20 protein-coding genes and 1 pseudogene are annotated in these 18,611 nt (G+C 62.7%); 12 read left to right on the top strand and 9 right to left on the bottom strand.

Annotated features, from left to right (window positions below; all coding sequences use genetic code 11):
- Window positions 1-134: 134 nt before the first annotated feature.
- Entirely contained in the window at window positions 135-902 is a 768-nt protein-coding gene (locus J2Y83_RS16095) for an SDR family NAD(P)-dependent oxidoreductase (protein WP_017846701.1), read from the top strand.
- A gap of 6 nt (window positions 903-908) precedes the next feature.
- Here J2Y83_RS16095 and J2Y83_RS16090 read toward each other — a convergent pair whose 3' ends face one another.
- Window positions 909-1,511: a glutathione S-transferase family protein gene (locus tag J2Y83_RS16090; RefSeq protein ID WP_253396645.1), complete on the bottom strand. Its 603-nt coding sequence runs from the start codon at window positions 1,509-1,511 to the stop codon at window positions 909-911.
- A gap of 114 nt (window positions 1,512-1,625) precedes the next feature.
- Between J2Y83_RS16090 and J2Y83_RS16085 the strand changes: the two genes are divergently transcribed.
- Both J2Y83_RS16085 and yghU read left to right on the top strand, forming a co-directional pair.
- Window positions 1,626-2,552, top strand: coding sequence for a LysR substrate-binding domain-containing protein (locus J2Y83_RS16085; protein WP_253396642.1), 927 nt, complete (start codon window positions 1,626-1,628; stop codon window positions 2,550-2,552).
- Between the two features lie 80 nt (window positions 2,553-2,632).
- Window positions 2,633-3,469 carry a glutathione-dependent disulfide-bond oxidoreductase gene (gene yghU, locus J2Y83_RS16080; protein WP_253396640.1) on the top strand — a complete coding sequence of 279 codons (837 nt, stop codon included), beginning with the start codon at window positions 2,633-2,635 and terminating at the stop codon, window positions 3,467-3,469.
- Between the two features lie 31 nt (window positions 3,470-3,500).
- Here the strand turns inward: yghU and J2Y83_RS16075 are convergent.
- Window positions 3,501-3,854, bottom strand: a pseudogene (locus J2Y83_RS16075) (undecaprenyl-diphosphate phosphatase); the annotation flags it as partial.
- A gap of 183 nt (window positions 3,855-4,037) precedes the next feature.
- Between J2Y83_RS16075 and J2Y83_RS16070 the strand changes: the two are divergent.
- Complete coding sequence (locus tag J2Y83_RS16070) at window positions 4,038-4,544, top strand: GNAT family N-acetyltransferase (protein ID WP_247408585.1); 507 nt, start codon at window positions 4,038-4,040, stop codon at window positions 4,542-4,544.
- On the opposite strand, the gene J2Y83_RS16065 is transcribed toward J2Y83_RS16070, so the two are convergent.
- Complete coding sequence (locus J2Y83_RS16065) at window positions 4,541-5,485, bottom strand: GlxA family transcriptional regulator (protein WP_253396638.1); 945 nt, start codon at window positions 5,483-5,485, stop codon at window positions 4,541-4,543. The genes J2Y83_RS16070 and J2Y83_RS16065 overlap by 4 nt on opposite strands.
- Before the next feature lie 172 nt (window positions 5,486-5,657).
- On the opposite strand from J2Y83_RS16065, the gene J2Y83_RS16060 reads away from it, so the two are divergent.
- From J2Y83_RS16060 to J2Y83_RS16050, 3 genes are all read left to right on the top strand, one after another.
- Window positions 5,658-6,257, top strand: a complete 600-nt coding sequence (locus J2Y83_RS16060) for a TetR/AcrR family transcriptional regulator (RefSeq protein ID WP_253396636.1) — start codon at window positions 5,658-5,660, stop codon at window positions 6,255-6,257.
- Between the two features lie 26 nt (window positions 6,258-6,283).
- Entirely contained in the window at window positions 6,284-6,961 is a 678-nt protein-coding gene (locus J2Y83_RS16055) for a type 1 glutamine amidotransferase domain-containing protein (protein WP_253396634.1), read from the top strand.
- 88 nt (window positions 6,962-7,049) lie between these two features.
- On the top strand, window positions 7,050-8,174 hold the full coding sequence (locus tag J2Y83_RS16050; protein WP_253396632.1) for an alkene reductase: 1,125 nt from the start codon (window positions 7,050-7,052) through the stop codon (window positions 8,172-8,174).
- A 93-nt stretch (window positions 8,175-8,267) separates the two neighbouring features.
- Here the strand turns inward: J2Y83_RS16050 and J2Y83_RS16045 are convergent, their stop codons facing one another.
- Window positions 8,268-9,266 carry an NAD(P)H-quinone oxidoreductase gene (locus J2Y83_RS16045; protein WP_253396630.1) on the bottom strand — a complete coding sequence of 333 codons (999 nt, stop codon included), beginning with the start codon at window positions 9,264-9,266 and terminating at the stop codon, window positions 8,268-8,270.
- On the bottom strand, window positions 9,263-10,495 hold the full coding sequence (locus tag J2Y83_RS16040; protein ID WP_253396628.1) for a YbfB/YjiJ family MFS transporter: 1,233 nt from the start codon (window positions 10,493-10,495) through the stop codon (window positions 9,263-9,265). Before J2Y83_RS16040 ends, J2Y83_RS16045 begins: the two co-directional genes overlap by 4 nt.
- 111 nt (window positions 10,496-10,606) lie before the next feature.
- On the opposite strand from J2Y83_RS16040, the gene J2Y83_RS16035 reads away from it, so the two are divergent.
- Together J2Y83_RS16035 and J2Y83_RS16030 are read left to right on the top strand one after the other, a co-directional pair.
- Window positions 10,607-11,482 (top strand): LysR family transcriptional regulator, encoded by an 876-nt coding sequence (locus tag J2Y83_RS16035; RefSeq protein WP_253396626.1) that lies wholly within the window; start codon window positions 10,607-10,609, stop codon window positions 11,480-11,482.
- A 77-nt stretch (window positions 11,483-11,559) separates the two neighbouring features.
- Complete coding sequence (locus J2Y83_RS16030) at window positions 11,560-11,946, top strand: DoxX family protein (protein WP_253396624.1); 387 nt, start codon at window positions 11,560-11,562, stop codon at window positions 11,944-11,946.
- 55 nt (window positions 11,947-12,001) lie between these two features.
- Here the strand turns inward: J2Y83_RS16030 and J2Y83_RS16025 are convergent, their stop codons facing one another.
- From J2Y83_RS16025 to J2Y83_RS16010, 4 genes are all read right to left on the bottom strand, one after another.
- Window positions 12,002-12,820 (bottom strand): alpha/beta fold hydrolase, encoded by an 819-nt coding sequence (locus tag J2Y83_RS16025; RefSeq protein ID WP_253396622.1) that lies wholly within the window; start codon window positions 12,818-12,820, stop codon window positions 12,002-12,004.
- Between the two features lie 90 nt (window positions 12,821-12,910).
- A complete protein-coding gene (locus J2Y83_RS16020; protein ID WP_253400404.1) occupies window positions 12,911-14,302 on the bottom strand; it encodes an alginate export family protein in 1,392 nt (463 codons plus the stop codon).
- Window positions 14,303-14,318: 16 nt separating this feature from the next.
- A complete protein-coding gene (locus J2Y83_RS16015) occupies window positions 14,319-15,215 on the bottom strand; it encodes a glyoxalase (protein ID WP_253396620.1) in 897 nt (298 codons plus the stop codon).
- 111 nt (window positions 15,216-15,326) lie between these two features.
- Window positions 15,327-15,638: a hypothetical protein gene (locus J2Y83_RS16010; RefSeq protein ID WP_253396618.1), complete on the bottom strand. Its 312-nt coding sequence runs from the start codon at window positions 15,636-15,638 to the stop codon at window positions 15,327-15,329.
- A gap of 217 nt (window positions 15,639-15,855) precedes the next feature.
- On the opposite strand from J2Y83_RS16010, the gene J2Y83_RS16005 reads away from it, so the two are divergent.
- Genes J2Y83_RS16005 through J2Y83_RS15995 form a run of 3 tightly spaced genes read left to right on the top strand, consistent with a single transcriptional unit; the run spans window position 15,856 to window position 18,012 of the window.
- Window positions 15,856-16,500: a secretin and TonB N-terminal domain-containing protein gene (locus J2Y83_RS16005; RefSeq protein ID WP_253400403.1), complete on the top strand. Its 645-nt coding sequence runs from the start codon at window positions 15,856-15,858 to the stop codon at window positions 16,498-16,500.
- Window positions 16,497-17,042, top strand: a complete 546-nt coding sequence (locus tag J2Y83_RS16000; RefSeq protein WP_247408728.1) for an RNA polymerase sigma factor — start codon at window positions 16,497-16,499, stop codon at window positions 17,040-17,042. Before J2Y83_RS16005 ends, J2Y83_RS16000 begins: the two co-directional genes overlap by 4 nt.
- A 37-nt stretch (window positions 17,043-17,079) precedes the next feature.
- Window positions 17,080-18,012: a FecR family protein gene (locus J2Y83_RS15995; protein ID WP_253396616.1), complete on the top strand. Its 933-nt coding sequence runs from the start codon at window positions 17,080-17,082 to the stop codon at window positions 18,010-18,012.
- The last annotated feature ends 599 nt before the right edge of the window (window positions 18,013-18,611 follow it).

The raw sequence follows: 18,611 nt of genomic DNA, 5'->3' as shown, positions 1-18,611 counted from the left end.
GAACTTCCTTTTGTTGTTTTGAGTGGAATAGTTCTACTAATGTGCGATATTTTGTCGGTGTGGCCGCAAATTTATAGCCTTAAACGCCGATTTCGTAAAATAAAATAAGACTAATTGATCGAGGCAACCTTGATATGAGTACTGAACAGGCCGTTTATCCCGACCTTAAGGGCAAGACCGTGTTGATTTCCGGAGGCGCTTCGGGGATCGGCGAATTCATGGTGCGTGCCTTCGCCGGGCAGGGGGCCAAGGTGGCATTTGTCGATCGCGCGCAAGGCCAGGGCGAGCGCCTGGCCGCGTTGTTGAGTGCCCAGGGGCATACCGTCGAGTTCGGGCATTGCGATATCACCGACGAGATTGCCTACAAGGCCGCGATTGCGCGCTTCGAATACGCCCTGGGGCCGATCACCGTGCTGGTGAACAATGCCGCCAACGACGTGCGTCATACCCTGGAGGAAGTCGACTCGGAGACCTTCGACAAGCTGATTGCCGTCAACCTCAAGCACGCCTTTTTTGCCGCCAAGGCCGTGGTGCCGATGATGAAGCGGGCGGGCGGCGGTTCGATCATCAACCTGGGCTCCGTCGGCTGGATGATGGCCTCCGCCGGCTACCCGGTGTACGCCGCCAGCAAGGCCGCCGCCCACGGCATGACGCGGGCACTGGCGCGTGAGCTGGGCCCGGACCGTATCCGCGTGAATACGCTGGTGCCGGGCTGGGTGATGACCGAAAAACAACTGACGATGTGGGTCGACGACGCCGCCAAGGAACTGATCAGCCGCAGCCAGTGCCTGCCTGGCAGCGTATTGCCGGAACACATCGCCAGCATGGCGCTGTTTCTCGCCTCGCAGGCGTCGGCGATGTGTTCGGCGCAGAACTTCATTGTCGATGGCGGCTGGGTGTAACTCCGGTCACTCGATGGGGTAGCGCTTGAAGGCCGGGTGCTGCTCCAGGCGCTCGGCGTGGCGTTGCACATGGGGGAACGCATCCGCCTTGACCACCGAGGCCACGGTGAACTGGCTGAAGGACCAGGCGACCGCCGCCGTCAGCGAGGCCTGGGTCAGCGCTTCGCTGTCGGCCTGGCTCAGGTGTTGGTCCAGCAGCGTATACGCGGCCAGCAATTGCGCGGTGACGCGTTCGAGCCACGGCGCATGTTGCTTCTCGGCCGGCCGCAGGTTGTGTTCATAGACGATCTGCACGCTTTTCTCACAGGCCGCCAGGGCCAGCCCGAGCAGTTGCAGGTCTTTGGCGCGTGCCGTAGGGGCCTGCGGCAGCAATTTTTTGTCGGCCGGCGCCAGGGCTTCGAGGTAATCCAGGATCAGGCTGGAGTCCATCAACACGGTGCCATCGTCCAGCACCAGGGTCGGGGCCTTGACTACGGGGTTGATCCGCGCAAATTCGCTGTAGGTGCTGAACACGGACAAGGGCGCATGCACAAAATCCACGCCGTACAGTTCCAGGGAAATGGCCACGCGACGTACATAAGGCGAGTCCAGCATGCCGACCAGTTTCATAAAGCCTCCTTGGTAATGGGTAGTTGGCAGGATTGGTTAATTTAGGTAACTTTAAAGCGGCTGGAGGTCCTGCAATATCGATTATTTTTACCGTAAAAGGTTAGCTGAGCTTACATGAGCGTATTTCCTCCCTTGACCTGCCTGCGCAGCTTCGAAGCCACCTCGCGATTGGGCAGCGTGACCTTGGCGGCCAGGGAACTGCACGTTACCCACTCAGCCATCAGCCAGCAGATCAAGGTGCTGGAAGAGCTCGTCGGTCTGACCCTGTTCGTGCGCGAAGGTCGCGGCCTGCGGGTGAGCGAAGACGGGCGCCTCTACGCCTTGCAGATTCGCAAGGCGCTGGGAGATATCGCCGAAGCCACGCGCTTGATCCAGGCCCAACCCAAGACCGATGAACTGGTGGTAGCGGTGTTGCCCTCGTTCGGCTGCTCCTGGCTGGTCCCACGCCTGCCGACGTTCCAGGCGCTGTACCCGCATATGCGCATTCGCTTGCAAGCCAGCCTGAGCATTTCCAATCTGCATCAGGAATCGGTCGATATCGGCATCCGCATGGGCAAGGGCGATTGGGAGGGCGTGGAGCAGCGGCTGTTGTTTCATGATGAATTGATCGCCGTGGCCGCGCCTCATTTCAATCACGGGCAGTTGCCGCAGACACCACAGCAGATTGTCGACAGCACGCTCATCCATAGCACCGAGTCCTGGCTGCCGTGGTGCGAAGCGGCGGGAATCGACATGTCGGGCGAGCGCGCAGGTTTATGCAGCAATGACTCCAACCTGATCCTGGAGGCTGTGCGCCTGGGGCAGGGCATCGCCCTGGAGCGGCGCAGCCTGGTGCAGGGCGCTATTGCGCGTGGCGAACTGGTGCAGCTCGGCGATGTCTGTGCGCCTTACGCTTATCCTTACTGGCTGGTCTGGCCGCCCCGTGAAGGTTCGCACACCAAGCAGCATGCGTTTTCCCAGTGGTTGTTCAAGGAAGTGGAAGACTACCTTGGGCAGTTGAAAGCCGTTACCGATAAGCGTCCACCCAGCGTTCAAGGGTGAAGACGGGATTGTGACGCACCCCAACCTTTGGTTTAGTCTGGGTCGATTCGTTGACCGCAAGCACATCAGGAGCCGTGAGCATGACCGAATACGTACCCCCCAAGGTCTGGACCTGGGACGCCGAAAGTGGCGGCACGTTCGCCAGTATCAACCGCCCCATCGCCGGGGCGACCCACGACAAGGCCCTGCCGGTCGGCAAACACCCGTTGCAGTTGTACTCGCTGGCCACGCCGAATGGGCAGAAGGTCACGATCCTGCTCGAAGAGCTGTTGGCCCTCGGGCATACCGGTGCGGAATACGACGCCTGGCTGATCAAGATCGGTGACGGCGACCAGTTCGGCAGCGGCTTTGTCGCGGTGAACCCGAACTCGAAAATCCCTGCTTTGCTCGACCGCAGCGGCGCCACGCCGATTCGCGTGTTTGAGTCCGGCGCGATCCTGCAGTACCTGGCGGAGAAATTCGGCGCGTTCTTCCCGACCGAACCTGCGGCCCGCGCCGAGTGCCTGTCGTGGCTGTTCTGGCAGATGGGCAGCGCGCCGTACCTGGGCGGTGGTTTCGGGCATTTCTACGCCTATGCGCCGAGCAAGATGGAGTACCCGATCAACCGCTTTGCCATGGAAACCAAGCGCCAACTGGATGTGCTCGACAAGCGCCTGGCCGTGAGCGAGTACATTGCCGGTGACGACTACACCATCGCCGACATCGCCATCTGGCCCTGGTACGGTGGCCTGGTCAAAGGCCGCTTGTATGACGCGGCGCAGTTTCTCTCGGTGCAGGATTACAAGCATGTACTGCGCTGGGCCGATGCGATCGAGGCGCGCCCGGCGGTGCAGCGCGGACGGCGGGTCAACCGGGTGTCCGGGCCGCTCGAAGAGCAGTTGCGGGAGCGGCACGATGCGCGCGATTTCGAGCGTTAAGGTCGATGCCGCGCCGTTGCGCCCCTGAGGCTCAGCTCAACAACCCGGTGCTGACCGCCACGATCAGGAAGATCCCCAGCAGCGCGCGGTAGATCACGAACGGCCAGGTGGAGAACCGCTCCAGGAACTTCATCAGGCCCCAGATCGCGAAGAACGCCGAGACGCGGCGACTCAAGCCGGCGAGGGCGATCGCCGGCAGGCCCAGCAGAAAGGAGAAACGCGCAGCCTCTTCACGCTTGAAATTGAGGAACAGCGCAGCGGTCAGCGTGGAACCGGAGCGCGAGACCCCAGGAATCAAGGCGCCAATCTGCGCGATGCCGACGATCAGCGCGTCGCGCAGGCGCATGTCACTCACCTCCCGCGTATGCCGCGCACTCAGTTCGGCCAAAGTACGTGTCCTTGAGAAAAAAGAGGCAAGCCGGCGAAGTTTATTCGAAATATTTTGAGGGTTCGGGCAAGGCCACGCCTATTCGCAATCGGTTCAGCAAGTAGAAAGGTTCATGCCGCTATTGGACTGGGGCAGGGTTTTGTGAACAATGGCGCCCTGCGTTTTTTCACCGAGAGCCTCATGCCTGAAACCACCGTCGAATTGATCCAGACCGGCCCGGAAGCGTCCGAGCTGATCCGCAACCTGTACCAGTACTACGCCTATGAGTCTTCGGACTGGGAGCAAGAAGATGTGGAGGCGGACGGCCGCTTCTACATCCATGACGAACACCTGAACCGCTACTGGCAAGACCCGCAATGGAGCGCCAACCTGCTGCTGGTCGACGGCTATATCGCCGGTTTCCTGCTGATCGAAGGCAGTGAGTTGCCGGGCATCGATGCCCTGGAACTGGCCGACCTGTTCATCCTCAAGCGCTACCGCCGCAAGGGCATCGGCAGCGCGATCGCCACCCAGGTGCTATGCAGCGGCGCGGCCAACTGGCTGGTGCGCTTCTATGATCAGGATGAAGTGTCCCAGGCGTTCTGGCGCACCGTGCTGGATAACCTGCCACGCCCGGTGCAGACCCTCGAACTGGACGATGATCCGCAACTGACCAGTTACCTGATTACGCGGGCGTCGCTGCACTAAGCGCTGCGTTCGCCAAAAAAAGCCTGTTGCATGGCCTGGGGCGGTTGCCCAAAGGCGCGCAGAAACGCCTGGCGCATGCGCTCGCGGTCGCCGAAGCCGGTTTCGCGGGCCACCACCTCGACCGGGTGGCGGCTGGTTTCCATCATCGCCCGCGCGGCTTCCACCCGCAGTGACTCGATGGCCTTGGCCGGTGTCTGCCCGGTTTCTTCGCGAAACACCCGGCTGAACTGGCGCGGGCTGAGCCTGGCCACATCGGCCAGGGCTTCCACCGACAGGTCGTGGGTCAGGTTTTCGCGGGCGTAGGCCAGGGCCAGTTGTATGCGGTCGGACTTGGGGTCCAATTCCAGCAACGCCGATAGCTGCGACTGTTCGCTGCCCCGGCGCTGGGCAATCACCAGCTTGCGCGCGATACGCCGGGCGAGGTCGCTGCCCAGGTCGTTCTCCACCATCGCCAGCGCCAGGTCGACCCCGGCGCTCATGCCGGCGCCGGTCCAGATCTGACCGTCGACGACGAACAACTTGTCTTCTTCCAACTGGATATCCGGGTAGCGCTTGCGAAACGCCGGCGCGTGAATCCAGTGGGTGGTGGTGCGCTTACCCGCCAATAATCCGGCCTCGGCCAGCACAAAAATGCCGGTGCACAGCGAGGCGACACGCCGCGATTGCGCCGACGCAGCCTTGACCAGCTCCAGCAGGTTGGCCTCCGGCAGACGAAACTCCAGGTAGCCGCTGACGATCAGGGTGTCATAGCCCTGCGGCCGGATCGGCGTGGTATTCACCGAGAACCCCTGGGACGTCATCACCGCGCCGCCGCTCTCCGACACCAAGTGAAACTCATAGGCCGGCTCGCCGCGCAGCAGGTTCGCGCACTCGAACACCGAGCCCAGGCTGAGGCTCAGGGACTGGAAGTTCGGGTAAACCATCAGCGCAACGCTGTGCATCGCCATTCTCCAACGGGGGCAGGAGGGGCGATTGTCGGCGCGTGCCGGGAAAACGGCAACCGGGTTCGCCTCATGTCCGGAATCCTTGCGCATATGACATTGTGGGCGTCCGGCCCGGCTCCTAACATTCACCCCACGAACTAGACGACTGGTCTAATCGGACGGAGTGAGCATGAACAGCGCAACCAAAAGTGCACGGCAGACCATTCTGGAGGCGGCGCAATCGATTGTCGGCGCCAAAGGGTTTTCTGCGGTGGGCCTGAACGAAATACTTCAAGCTGCCGATGTGCCGAAAGGTTCGTTTTATCACTACTTCCACTCCAAAGATGCGTTCGGTGTCGTATTGCTCGATACCTACTTCGATCACTACGTGCAGGGGATGGCGCAACTGTTCGACGCGCCTGGGTTATCCCAGTACGCCAAGTTGATGCGCTATTGGCAATGCTGGATCGACAATCAGACCGGTTGCACCGACGCGGGCAAATGCCTTGCCGTCAAACTCGGTGCGGAAGTGTCAGACCTTTCAGAGCCCATGCGCTTGGCCCTGGATCGCGGCACGTCGAGGACCATCGCCTTGCTGGCCGACGCGATTGGACGCGGCGTCGAAGACGCTTCGCTGACAGTCACACAAGCCCCGCAAAGCCTGGCCCACAGCCTGTATGCGTTATGGCTGGGGACCAGCGTCATGAGCAAGATCACCCGTACATCCGCGCCTTTTGATCAGGCGCTGCTACTGACCCGACAGCTGTTGGGTTGCCCTGACACACACTGACCTTCACCCTATCGAGGCACTGGAAAATGAAAGTATTAATGGTACTGACCTCTCACGACCAGCTGGGCGATACCGGCCGCAAGACCGGCTTCTGGCTCGAAGAGTTTGCGGCGCCGTATTACGTGTTCAAGGACGCCGGCGCCGATGTGGTGCTGGCTTCCCCGGCCGGTGGCCAGCCGCCGCTGGACCCGGTGAGTGATCAAGCGGATGCGCAGACCGAACAGACCCGCCGCTTTGCCGCCGACCCGGCCGCGCAACAGGCCTTGGCGAGCACCGTCAAGCTGGACGCGGTCAACACCGCCGACTTCGACACCGTGTTCTACCCAGGTGGCCACGGCCCGCTGTGGGACTTGGCGGAGTCGCCGGTGTCCATCGCCCTGATCGAGGCGTTCGAGCGGGCCGGCAAGCCCATCGGTTTTGTCTGCCACGCACCGGGCGCCTTGCGCCACGTCAAGGCGGTCAATGGCGAGCCGCTGGTCAAGGGCCGTCGCGTCACCGGTTTTTCCAACGCGGAAGAGGCCGCAGTCGGCCTGACCGAGGTGGTGCCGTTCCTGATTGAAAACGATTTCAAGGCTCTGGGCGGCAAGTATGAGAAGGGCGCCGATTGGCAATCCTTTGTGCTTGAAGACGGTTTGCTGGTCACCGGGCAGAACCCCGCCAGCTCCAGCGCTGTGGCCAAGGCCCTGCTGAAACTCACCGCGTAAGTTAATCGCTCACTTTTACTGCTTCATTGCTTGGCGGCTCTCAGGAGCCGCCGACGCTTTCGTTCGTCCTGAATTTGGAATCTTTCGAATGACCCACAGTGTTTTAAGTACCCCGATCCAACTCGGGCACCACACCTTGAAGAACCGTGTCGTGCTGCCACCGCTGACGCGTCAACGCAGCGCGCAACCCGGCGACATCGCCACCGAGTTGATGGCCGAGTATTACCGTCAACGCGCCTCGGCCGGTTTCATGGTCAGTGAGGGCACGCAGATCGAGCCGCGTGGCCAGGGTTACGCCTGGACGCCGGGCATCTACACCCCGGCGCAGATCGATGGCTGGCGCACCGTCACCGACGCGGTGCATGCCGAAGGCGGGGTGATCTTCGCTCAGCTCTGGCATGTGGGCCGGGTGTCCCATAACGCGTTGCAGCCTGACGGCGCCGCGCCCGTCGCACCGTCCGCGATCCGGACCGAGCAAGCGAAGGCGTTTATCGCCACCGGGCCTGGCGTGGGTGAGCTGGTACAACCGCCCGTGCCCCGTGCCTTGACCACCCTTGAGGTCAAGGAACTGGTCGGGCATTACGCACAGGCGGCACGCAATGCGCTGGACGCGGGGTTTGACGGGGTGGAGATCCATGCGGCCAACGGTTATCTGGTCAACCAGTTCATCTCGGCCCATGCCAACCAGCGCGACGATGAGTACGGTGGTTCGCTGCACAACCGTCTGCGCTTTTTGCGTGAGATTGTCGAGGCGGTCAGCAAGGTGGTTGGACCGGAACGTCTTGGTGTACGTTTTTCGCCGTTGTTCAGCGGCACCGACCAGGACCGGGTGTACATCGGCCTGGTGGAAGACGACCCGCACCACACCTACCTCGAAGCGATCAAGGTGCTGCAAGCGGCGGGCATCGCCTACGTCTCCATTGCCGAAGCTGATTGGGACAACGCGCCCGACTTGCCCGACACGTTCCGTCAGGCCGTGCGTGACACCTTCCAAGGCCGAATCTTCTACGCCGGGCGTTACACCGCCGAGCGCGGTGCGCAGTTGGTCGACGCGGGGCTGGCCGACCTGATTGCGTTCGGGCGTCCATTCATCGCCAACCCGGATTTACCGCAACGGATTTTCAATGGCTGGCCGTTGAATCCGCTGCGGGCGGAGGGGATGTATGGCGGTAATGCGGTGGGCTATATCGATTACCCGGTGCATGCCGAATAGGTTGTCGACTGGGTCGCAAAGGCCGGTTTTTGTGGAAACTGTCGAGCCCTGCCTAGGCCCGACAGTTTCTGCATCGAGGCGCCTGTTTAGGCGTCACGCCACCTGCAACACAATCTTGCCGATATGCTCCCCACCTTCCATCCGCGCATGGGCCTGGGCGGCATCGGTGTATGCGTAGACCTTGTCGATGATCGGCAGGCAACGCCCGGCGGCCAGCACGGGCCATATGTATTCGCGCAGTTGTTCGGCAATCGCGGCCTTTTCCTCCCGGGTGCGTGCGCGCAAGAGTGAACCGGTAATCACCGCGCGTTTGGCGAGGATCGTCAGCAGGTCGACGTCATTGGCCTTGCCACCCCCGAGAAAGCCCAACATCACCAGGTGACCGTCCATGGCCAGGGCCTTGAGGTTGTTGTTCAGGTACGAGGCACCCATGATGTCGAGGATCACATCAACCCCGTTGTCATCGGTCTTTTGCGCGATGACGTCGGCGAAGTCCTGCTCGCGGTAATTGATCGGTTCGGCGCCCAGCTTGGCGATGGCCGCACATTTGTCGGCGCTGCCGGCGGTGGCGAAGGCCTGGATGCCGAACTCGCGGCAGAGCATCAGCGCGGTGGTGCCGATGCCACTGGTGCCGCCGTGGACCAATACGCGCTGGCCTGTGTGCGCGTCGCCGAGGCCGAACAGGTTGGCCCACACGGTGAAGAAGGTTTCCGGCACGGCGGCGGCTTGAATCCAGTCCATACCTTCGGGGATCGGCAGCGCCTGGCTGGCGGGCACCGCGCAAAACTGCGCATAGCCGCCGCCATTGGTCAGGGCACACACCTTGTCGCCGAGGGCGTATGCGCTGACACCGTCACCGAGCGCCACCACTTCACCTGACACTTCCAGCCCCGGAATCAGGCTCATACCGGGTTTCAGCGGGTATTTGCCGGCGCGTTGCAACGCGTCCGGGCGATTGACCCCGGCAGCCTGCACCCGAATCAGGATCTCGCCCGGGCCCGCCACCGGTACGGCGACCTGCCGCGGTTGCAGGACGTCGGGGCCGCCGGGCTGGGTGATTTCGATCAGGGTCATTTCGTGCGGGAGCGTCATTCGAGAGTTCCTGTAGCGATGAGCGTATGGGTTGGGACCGCGTCTGACGGGCGGCGGTTCAGCAGGATCATGCCCAGTTCCAGCAGCAGCGCGACCACGATGGCCCCGGCCGCGATCATGAACAACAGGGCATGCTGGCCGCCGCTGCCGTTGAACAGCGCCGAGTAGGCAAAGCCTGCCAGCGCCTGGAACGTGGCGAAAGATACCGTAGCACGGCTCCAGGCGAGCTGTTGATGGTGATGGTTGGGCACCAGCTCATGAACCCGCGCCAGTGCCAGCGGCACGATACCCGGCGGGAACGAACCGAGGATCACCGCCAGCAGCGCCAACGCGGTGAACGAACGGGAGACCGGCAGCAGGCCGACCGTAATCGCCTGCACCGCCAGCACCAGGCGGATGCTTAAGCGCGCACCGAGCTTGTCGGCGAGAAATCCATACGTGACCGGGCCGACAATCGCCCCCAGGCCGTACATTACCCAGATCATCGCCCCGACGTGCGGCCCGGCCCCCAGGCCACGGGCGACGTAGTCCACCAGGAACACCATGGCCGGCACCAGCCCGGCGGCCATGAACGCGTATTGCCCAAACAGCAGGTATACGCCCGGCGGGGTCGCGGCGGACGCGTTGGCTTGCGGTGCCGCTTCATGCAGGGTGCCCGAAGGCCAGCCGAACCAGCTCGCTGCCGTCAATACCAGCGCCAACAGGCCCAGGCCGAACCACGTCTGTTGCAAACCCAGGCTCAACAACGGCGGCACAATCGTCCCGGAGCCTGCAATGCCCAGGCCGATGCCGAGGAAGATCGCGCCGCTGGCCAGGCCCCGACGCGCCGCGGGTACGTGGGGCAACACCGTCGCCGCCACCAGCACCATGATCGCGCCCCCGGCGATGCCCGACAGCAGGCGCCAGGCAAAGAACCAGAGCAACGATAAGGGAAAGCCACAGGCAAAGAACGCCAGGGTCACGGCCACCATCATCAGCCGCAAGGCGGCCGTGTTCGAGGTGCGCCGGGCAAGGGGCCGTCCGATCAGTGCGCCGATCAGGTAGCCCACCAGGTTGGCGGCGCCGAGGTACACCACGTCACTGGCGGCAAACCAGTGAGCCTGGATCAGCGAGGGGATCAGCGGGGTATAGGCGAAGCGCGCCAGGCCGATACTGACCAGGCTGGCGCACAGGCCGGCGAAGATCGGTAACCACAGTGCGCGGCGGGGAGGGGTGTGAGTGTCGGGCATGACGGCGGTCCTGAGGGTTTTCTCTGGCGCTCAGCATAGCCCCGTTGCATGATGCAATAACGCTTCGAGTATGCAGCTAAGTGATGCATATATGCAGCATAAGGAGGGGGCATGAATTGGGATGATGCACGGGTTTTCCTGGCGGTTTGCCGCGAGTCGACCTTACGTGGCGCGGCGCGGGTATTGGGGGTCGACCAGGCCACCGTCGGTCGGCGGATCAACGCACTGGAAAAGGCCTTGAGTGCCACCCTGTTCCTGCGCACTTCCGAAGGCTACGCGCTGACCGCCGTCGGCGAAGCCGCCCTGCGTAGCGTGGAAAAAATGGAACGCTCGGCCCTCGACCTGGAGCGCCAGATACAAGGCCTGGACGAGCGCCTGACCGGCACCGTGCGGGTCAGTACCACCGACTCGCTGGCCATCGACTTCCTGATCCCGGCGATTGCCCGCCTGCACGAGCGGCACCCCGACGTGTGCGTGCATCTGGACGCCTCCACCCAGTTTCTCAGCCTGGCCAAGCGCGAAACCGACATCGCCGTGCGTAACATGCGCCCGGACAGCCCCGACCTGATCGCGCGGCGTATCGCCCGTTGGCCGGTTGGGTTGTTTGCCTCCCAGGCCTATATCGATCGCCACGGCGCACCGGAGCCCGGCAGCCTGTTCGAAGGCCATGATCTGGTGGTCTACCACGCCTATCTGCAGAGCCAGAAGGACATGACCCTGGTCTGCGAACCCCTGGGCCGCGGCCGCATCGCAGCCACCCTGAGCTCCGGCCTGCTGGTGCGCCGTTCCATTGCAGCCGGCATCGGTATCGGTGAGATACCGGTGTGTACCGGCGAACGCGACGGGCTGGTACGTCTCTGGCCGGAGCGCACTCGGCCTATGCCCTACGACGTCTGGCTGGTGACCCACGCCGACCTGCGCCACACCGCGCGGGTGCGGGTGGTGATCGATGAAATCGTCGCGGGGTTCGCCGGCACCGGGGACTGAGGTCAGCACACGCTTGCAAGCTCGCCGGCGTCTTTGCGCACACAATCGGCGGCAGTCATCTCACGGACAGGTCGCTTATGAACGAATCAAGAAATCAGGATGTGGGTCTGCTGTTTCTGCGGGTCAGCGGCGCGCTGTTCCTGTGTTGGGTGCATGGCATGCCCAAACTGCTCAATTACAGCGAGCAATTGAAACTGATCGAAGACCCGTTTCACCTCGGCGCCCACATCACGTTGCTGCTGGCGATTGGCGCCGAAGTACTGTGCCCGCTGTTGATCATCGCCGGGGTGCTGGTGCGCCTGGCCTGCCTGCCGATCCTCGCGGTGCTGTTGATCGCGATGCTGGTGGTGCACCCGGAGTGGACGTTATTGGAGGGGCAGTTCGGCTGGCTGCTGTTGATCATTTTCACCAGCGTGCTGATCGCCGGGCCGGGTCGTTTCACCCTCGCTCAGCGTGTTGCCTGAGCAAAAAAAGGCCGGGCAAGCCCGGCCAAAATAAGGAGAGGGGAGTCTAAGCGCTTCAGCGCTTGAGGAACGCCAGCAGGTCTTCATTCAAGGCCTGGGCGTGGGTCACTGCAAACCCGTGCGGCGCATCCTTGTAGACCTTCAACTCGGCACCCTTGATCATCTCGGCTGCCACCTTGCCGGTGGTTTCGAACGGCACGATCTGATCGCCATCGCCGTGGATCACCAGGGTCGGCACGTCGATCTTGGCCATGTCCGGGCGGAAGTCGGTCTCGGAGAAGGCAGTGACGCAATCCACGGTCGACTTGAGCGATGCCAGCAGGGCGATTTGCAGGGTTTGCGTCAGTACGCCGTCGGAGACTTTCTGGCCTTTGTTGATGCCGAAGAACGGCAGGTTGAAATCAGCAATGAACTGCGCCCGATCCTTCAGCAGGCCGGCCTTGATACCGTCGAACACATCGGTGGGCACACCCTGCGGGTAGTCCGGTTTCTGACCGAACAGCGGCGTCACCGCCCCCAGCAGCACCAGGCCGGCGACACGGGCGCTGCCATGGCGGGCGATGTAGCGCGCGACGTCGCCACCCCCCATGGAGAAGCCGACCAGGGTCACGTCCTTGAGGTCCAGGTGTTCGATCAGTTGAGCGATATCGTCGGCAAAGGTGTTGTAGTCGTTACCGGTCCACGGCTGGTCAGAGCGGCCGAAACCCCGGCGGTCAAACGCGATGGTGCGAAAGCCGCGGCTGCTCAGGTATTCCATCTGGTATTCCCACATGTCGGCATCCAGCGGCCAGCCATGGCTGAACAGCACGGGTTTACCGCTGCCCCAGTCCTTGAAGTAGATCTGGGTACCGTCTTTGGCAACGAATGTGCTCATGGAAAACTCCTTGGTTGAGGAACGAAAAACATCAGGATCACTATTGCCCCAATCCGGGCAAAGGGCTTGTATGGGTGTGCTTGCTTGGGGTCACCAACTGAACTTGAGCTCGACCCCCAAGTAATTGCTGTCGTCGCCTCCGGCATCGCGCAAGGTCCGGCCGACCGCGTAATGCACCGCTTCGACCGCGCCGCTGAGGTTTGGCGTAAACGCATAGTCGGTACGCAGTTGAGCGTAAGCGCCGGTCCAGCGCTCACCCTGGCCTGCGGTGCCGGCGACCGGCAAGTTCGGCTGGGTGTAGACCGCGTCGTGGGTGGTCTGCCGCCAGAGCAGGCCGACGGCGGTCTGCACGCTCAGCTTGTCGATAGGCTGAACGGTGATCGAGGGCTTGACGTGAATCAGGTTGCTGTAGCCCGTATAGCCCGCCAGGGAAAAATAGTAGCCGTTGGGAAACAACGGGTTGAACGTGCCGAGGGTGCCGTCGCCGGTTTTACGGTCGCCCGAGGCAATATCCAATTGCAGGCCGATGCGCGGTTTCCACGCCAGGCTATCGAAGGTATATCCAGTACGGCTGCCGCCGGCCCAGGCGCGAATATCCTTGTTGCCTACCGAGCCGCTTTGCAGCATGGCTTCGATGTCCCAGTCGAAACCCTGGGCTGCGCCGCCCAGGCGCACGTCGAGCAAATGGCGGGTTTCATCGCCATCCGCATCCAGATAGTGCGCGGTGCTGCGCTCATACACGCCGTAGTAGGCCGACAGCTCATTCTTGCCGCCCACCAGTCGCTCGACCCGCAGCATGTGAAAACGCACATCGCTGTTGGATTTGTCATCGAAGTGCCGCCCGTCCTGATACTGCACCGGCTGGCTGGCGATGCCGATAAAGCGCCACTGACGGGTCTCCCAGTCAGCCCACAGCGCATCAAAGGATTGCCGCACATTCGGGCCGTCCCGTGACGAGATGAAACGCTGCAAGTCAAAGGCAAAGTCCTGGCGGCCGATACGGCTCTTGAAGGTGCCGGCGTCGAAGGTGTTGACGTATTCGGCGAAGGCCAGGCGCAGGTCCACGCGGTTCTGATCGGCGCCGCCGATCGTGGTCTTGTCGTAGGCCCGCACATCTTCGAGTTGGGTGAACACACGCCAGTTTTCATTCAAGTGCAGGTCGGCGTGGACCTGGAAGCGTTGGAGCAAGTAGCTATCACGGGCCACATTGTGTACGCCAAAACCGCTGGCATCGTTCATCTCGAAGCGCTCGCGCAATGTTGCGCCGAGGGACAGGTAGGTGAATGGGTTGGCGCTGGACAGCGGGAGGTACTTCAAGCTGTCCAGTGGTTGCGTGCGCAGCGCCGGGTCGCTGAGCACGGACCAGTCTTCCTGCCAACGGTTGGTCTTGATCGCCGGTCGCGTGGCCAACTCGTCTGCGTGGCCACTGCTGGCGAGCAGCGGCCACAGCACTGCCAGGCCCCAGCCGGTGCGTCGAGTCATGGGCATGGGCATGGGTTCACTGCGCCGTGTTGAGCTGGTGAATTTCCGCGATATAGCCGCCCGGGAATTCAACCAATGCGCTGCGCCGGTTTTTACTGGTGAAGGTCGGCACCAACACTTTGGCACCCGAGCCGGTGGCTTTACCCAGCGTGGCTGTCAGGTCCGCCACTTGGTAGCCGGTGGTTTCATGCCCAAACGGGTAGGGCAGTTGGCCGTTAGTGACCAGCACCGCCATGCGTCCGAACGGCGATTCGATATCGACGCGCCGGTAGGTACCGCTGACCTGGCCCACATCGACCGCGGATGCGTGCTTGTCATCGGCCAGCACCTTGCCATGGGAGAAGCCCAGGAACGACCGGATGAACGTGTCGGCCCGATCGGCGGAGAGGTAAACGCGGTTTTCCGGTAGGGTCTGGAACGCCGTGTAGTCCGGGGTCTTGGTGTGCCAGTAGAGCTGCATGTTCACGCCACCTGGCCATTGGATCACCGCATCCCGGCCAATCGGGTCGGGAAAGTCGCTGACGATCACCGCCGCACCGTTGTCCCGGGCGGCTTTGAGCGCTGCGTCCATGTCCTTGACCAGATAGCCGTTGCGTTCCTGGCCGAACGGATGCGGGATGGGGGTGGTGAAGCCAAACAGCGACACCGTGCCTGCTGGCGTCTGCAGCAACTGCGAGGTAGTGCTGCTGGGCACCGGCAGCACATTCACCACCACCTGGGGTGTGCTCCTGCCGCCGAAAGTGGCGAGGAAACTCTGGGTGAAACGGTCCACATCGGCCGGGGCGACGTACACATGGCTAGTGTCATATTGCGGCGCCACGGCGACCGCTGGCGTCGCCGCAAAGGCGCAGTTCATCATGGCGCCGGTCAACAGCGTCAATGCCAGCGATACCGTCCTGACTTTTTTGTACATGCCTACTCTCCCGCCTTTTTGGAAAGTCAGGAGATTAGGGGGCAGGGCAGCCAAGCGAATTGTATGGGCGTGCTCGGTTGAGCGGTTCAGCGTTGATGGCCAGTCAGCGGCTCAAGGCCGCTGCGGTTTGACCGACGTCCCGAACGTATTGCCCATGCGAATGCTGGTCGCCGCCGGGGTGGACAGTCCGACCTGATTCGGCGGCCGCTTCTGCACCGGTACGTTCTGCGCCTCGCGGTTTTTCTGCGCCGCCTTGGCCGCGTCCGCGTTGTTGCCCATCTGCTGGCCCAGGCAGCCATAGTCGGGAGCCTTATAGCCATCCACCGTCACCTCGGTGCAGCCTTTGGCGGCGGTTTCGGCGTGGGCGAGCAGGGGCAGCGCGGCGCACAGCAACAGGCTGGCGAGGGTTGGGAACAGCTTCATGGGGCCTCCTGGCGGGCCTTGGGGAATTGGGCCGATAAGGCTTGAAAGTGTAGTGCAGCGGGTTTCCCATCACCGTGATGTTTTTTTTGCTATCACCGTAACATCAGGTTCATAAATTGGCCTCAGGATGACGGTTTTCAAGGACACGTTGGCCGTGCAGCAATGCAGAGCGGGGGAGCAGCAGCGGGGCTTGCGGCGTGCCATCGGCGCCCTGGCCTTGCTGTTGCTGCTGGCGTGGGGCACCCCGGCCAGGGCAGAGCCGCCGCTGTTGGTACTGGACCTGCCGGCACAAGATCTGGAGCACGCACTGCAAGCGTACAGCCGCGCCACCGGCATGGCGGTGCTGGTCGACCGTGAACTGACGCGGGGCCGGCGCGCCATCAGCGTGCGCGGGCGCTTCACGGCGCAGGAGGCTTTGGCGATGTTGCTGACCGGGAGTGGCCTGATGGCGCGCTATGCGCGCAGTGATGCGTTCACCTTACAGCTGCCCGAGGTCAGCCCACCGCCTGCCAGCCGTGGTGCATCGGCGCGCAACGCTGCACGGATCAACAACAGCTATGCCACGGCGTTGCAACAGGCGATCGAAGCCAGCCTGTGCCGTTCGCCGTTGACCCGCCCCGGGAGTTTCAGGGCGCTGGTGCAACTCTGGGTCAGCCCTGAGGGGGTGATCGAATACAGCCGGTTGGTCAGTTCCACTGGCGATGAACAACGCGATGAAGCCCTGGTGCGCAGCCTGGGCGCTGCCCGGGTCGAACGCCCGGCGCCCAGTTCGCTGCGCCAGCCGGTGACTTTACTTTTGATGCCCGACACAACAGGAACACGCATGGAATGCACAGCAGGGACAGGAGCCTGGGGCGGATGAAAGATTCCGGGCACAGTACGATGGTCAGCTTGTTCCTGGCGTCCTACGAGGACTTCAAGGTGCGTTTGCGCAAGCGCCTGGGCTCGGAGGACCTGGCCAACGACGTCCTGCACGAAACCTACCTGCGTGTCGACCGCATGGACGTGCCGCCGAACCTGGCGCAACCCAATGCCTACCTGTACCGCATGGCCTTGAACATCGCTGCCGACCGCCGCGAGGCCGACGCCCGCCTGTTGACTGGCAGCGAGGTTGAAGAGCTGCTGCAAAGCGCCGACGAAGCCCAGGACCCCTCGCGGGTGGTGGGTGGTCAAAAAGAAATCCAATCTCTGGTCAAGGCCCTCTACGAACTGCCGGCACGCCGGCGCAAGATCCTCATCGCCGCGCGCCTGGAAGAAGCGCCGCACCTGGAAATCTCCCAGCGCTTCGGGATTTCCACGCGCATGGTCGAAAAAGAAATCAAGGCCGCCCTGGGCCACTGCGCCAAGCGTCTGGAAAGAAAAGTCATCCAGCGGTTCGGTCCCGGGGCCGGAAAACCGTCTTAGTGTTGAGTCCCTGATAAAACCGTGAGTATTTGCGCGCTTGAACATTTTTAGCCTCTCCACCGCCCGGGCAACCCCCGCCAGCCCATTGCACGATGAAGCCCGCGACTGGCTGCTCCTGCTGACCTCGGGCCGCGCCACCGTGGCGGATGCCAAAGCCCTGAAGGCGTGGTGCGCCCAGAGCCCGGAGCATGCCCAGGCGTTCGAGCAGACCAAGGCGTTGTGGCGGCAATTGGGCACGGCGATTGAGATTGAACAGGCGCAGCGCCCGCGCCCTTTTGGCCGGCGGGCCTTCCTCGGCGGTGCGATAGCGGCGTCGGCGGCGTTGGTGATGGTGGGCGTCGGCGCACCGGGTGGGTTGGCCGGCTTGACGGCGGACTATCGCACCGAGGTCGGCGAGCAGCGCCAGGTCCTGTTGAGCGACGGCGTGAGCCTGGAACTCAATACCCAGACGCGCATCAGCCGGGTGGGGCAGGGGATCGAATTGCTCGAAGGCGAAGTCGAAGTGCGCGCCCGCGTGGCCCAACCGCTCAAGGTCCAGGCCGGCGCGGGCTGGGTCAGTGCGGCGCAGGCGCGGTTCAATGTGCGGCATACCGATCGGAATGTGTGCGTGACCTGCATCGAAGGGTGGCTGTCGGTGGATGTCGCCGGGCGCACTGTGCACATGGAGAGTGGCCGGCAACTCACCTATGGCGCCGACGTGATCGGGGAGGTGGCGACGGTGGACACCCAGGCGGTGGTGGCCTGGCGTGAGCAGGTGCTGGTGTTCAACAACGCGACGCTGGCGACGGTGGTGGATGAGATAAACCGGTATCGACCGGGGATGTTGGTGTTGTTGAACAAAGAACTGGGCCAGCGCCGGGTGCAGGCGCGGTTCAATTTGCAGCAGTTGGCGGGGGTGGCGTTGTTGATTCGTGATGCGTATGGGGCGAAGTGTACGGAATTGCCGGGGGGGGTGGTGTTGTTGAGTTAGGTTGACCGACGTTTTTTGGGTTGGATTGAGTACATATCCATTGCTGCGGTAACGGCGGCTATTGGTTCCGCTCTTACAGCGGGTCACTTTGGAAAAGCCCCAAAGTAACCAAAGGGCTCTTGCCCCACCACTCGGCACCTCGCTAGTGCTCGGTGTGCCCTCACTCCGGCTTGAATCCGTGGGCCGCCGTCATGGGCCATCCTTGGCCCAGGACGGCTAACCCGGCGTCCTGCCGGGTTGCCCACGGATTCAAGCCTGCGTTCGGCCAGCGTGGTTTTACGGGGCGCCTAAGATCAAAAGCCAAAGCAAAAGCGAGGCAGCCTTATAGCCGACCTGATCCTGGAAGCCGAACCCGGTCAAAAATGTGGGAGGGGGCTTGCCCCCGATGGCAGTGTGTCAGTCACTACATGCATGACTGATCCACCGCTATCGGGGGCAAGCCCCCTCCCACATTTTGATCTCCATGGATCAGATAGACCTCATTCTGCTCTGGCTCTGGCTCTGGCTCTGGCTCTGGCTCTGGCTCTGGCTCTGGCTCTGGCTCTGGCTCTGGCTCTTGATCTTAGGCGCCCCGTAAAACCACGCTGGCCGAACGCAGG

Origin of the sequence: Pseudomonas marginalis, from assembly GCF_024169655.1 — a bacterium.
GTDB lineage: Bacteria > Pseudomonadota > Gammaproteobacteria > Pseudomonadales > Pseudomonadaceae > Aquipseudomonas > Aquipseudomonas paraveronii.
This window is presented reverse-complemented; position numbering and strand designations above follow the sequence as displayed.

Coding starts and splice junctions, on each gene's coding strand:
- J2Y83_RS16095 (WP_017846701.1), top strand. CDS start 135: ATGAGTACTGAACAGGCCGTTTATCCCGACCTTAAGGGCAAGACCGTG.
- J2Y83_RS16090 (WP_253396645.1), bottom strand. CDS start 1,511: ATGAAACTGGTCGGCATGCTGGACTCGCCTTATGTACGTCGCGTGGCC.
- J2Y83_RS16085 (WP_253396642.1), top strand. CDS start 1,626: ATGAGCGTATTTCCTCCCTTGACCTGCCTGCGCAGCTTCGAAGCCACC.
- yghU (WP_253396640.1), top strand. CDS start 2,633: ATGACCGAATACGTACCCCCCAAGGTCTGGACCTGGGACGCCGAAAGT.
- J2Y83_RS16070 (WP_247408585.1), top strand. CDS start 4,038: ATGCCTGAAACCACCGTCGAATTGATCCAGACCGGCCCGGAAGCGTCC.
- J2Y83_RS16065 (WP_253396638.1), bottom strand. CDS start 5,485: ATGCACAGCGTTGCGCTGATGGTTTACCCGAACTTCCAGTCCCTGAGC.
- J2Y83_RS16060 (WP_253396636.1), top strand. CDS start 5,658: ATGAACAGCGCAACCAAAAGTGCACGGCAGACCATTCTGGAGGCGGCG.
- J2Y83_RS16055 (WP_253396634.1), top strand. CDS start 6,284: ATGAAAGTATTAATGGTACTGACCTCTCACGACCAGCTGGGCGATACC.
- J2Y83_RS16050 (WP_253396632.1), top strand. CDS start 7,050: ATGACCCACAGTGTTTTAAGTACCCCGATCCAACTCGGGCACCACACC.
- J2Y83_RS16045 (WP_253396630.1), bottom strand. CDS start 9,266: ATGACGCTCCCGCACGAAATGACCCTGATCGAAATCACCCAGCCCGGC.
- J2Y83_RS16040 (WP_253396628.1), bottom strand. CDS start 10,495: ATGCCCGACACTCACACCCCTCCCCGCCGCGCACTGTGGTTACCGATC.
- J2Y83_RS16035 (WP_253396626.1), top strand. CDS start 10,607: ATGAATTGGGATGATGCACGGGTTTTCCTGGCGGTTTGCCGCGAGTCG.
- J2Y83_RS16030 (WP_253396624.1), top strand. CDS start 11,560: ATGAACGAATCAAGAAATCAGGATGTGGGTCTGCTGTTTCTGCGGGTC.
- J2Y83_RS16025 (WP_253396622.1), bottom strand. CDS start 12,820: ATGAGCACATTCGTTGCCAAAGACGGTACCCAGATCTACTTCAAGGAC.
- J2Y83_RS16020 (WP_253400404.1), bottom strand. CDS start 14,302: ATGACTCGACGCACCGGCTGGGGCCTGGCAGTGCTGTGGCCGCTGCTC.
- J2Y83_RS16015 (WP_253396620.1), bottom strand. CDS start 15,215: ATGTACAAAAAAGTCAGGACGGTATCGCTGGCATTGACGCTGTTGACC.
- J2Y83_RS16010 (WP_253396618.1), bottom strand. CDS start 15,638: ATGAAGCTGTTCCCAACCCTCGCCAGCCTGTTGCTGTGCGCCGCGCTG.
- J2Y83_RS16000 (WP_247408728.1), top strand. CDS start 16,497: ATGAAAGATTCCGGGCACAGTACGATGGTCAGCTTGTTCCTGGCGTCC.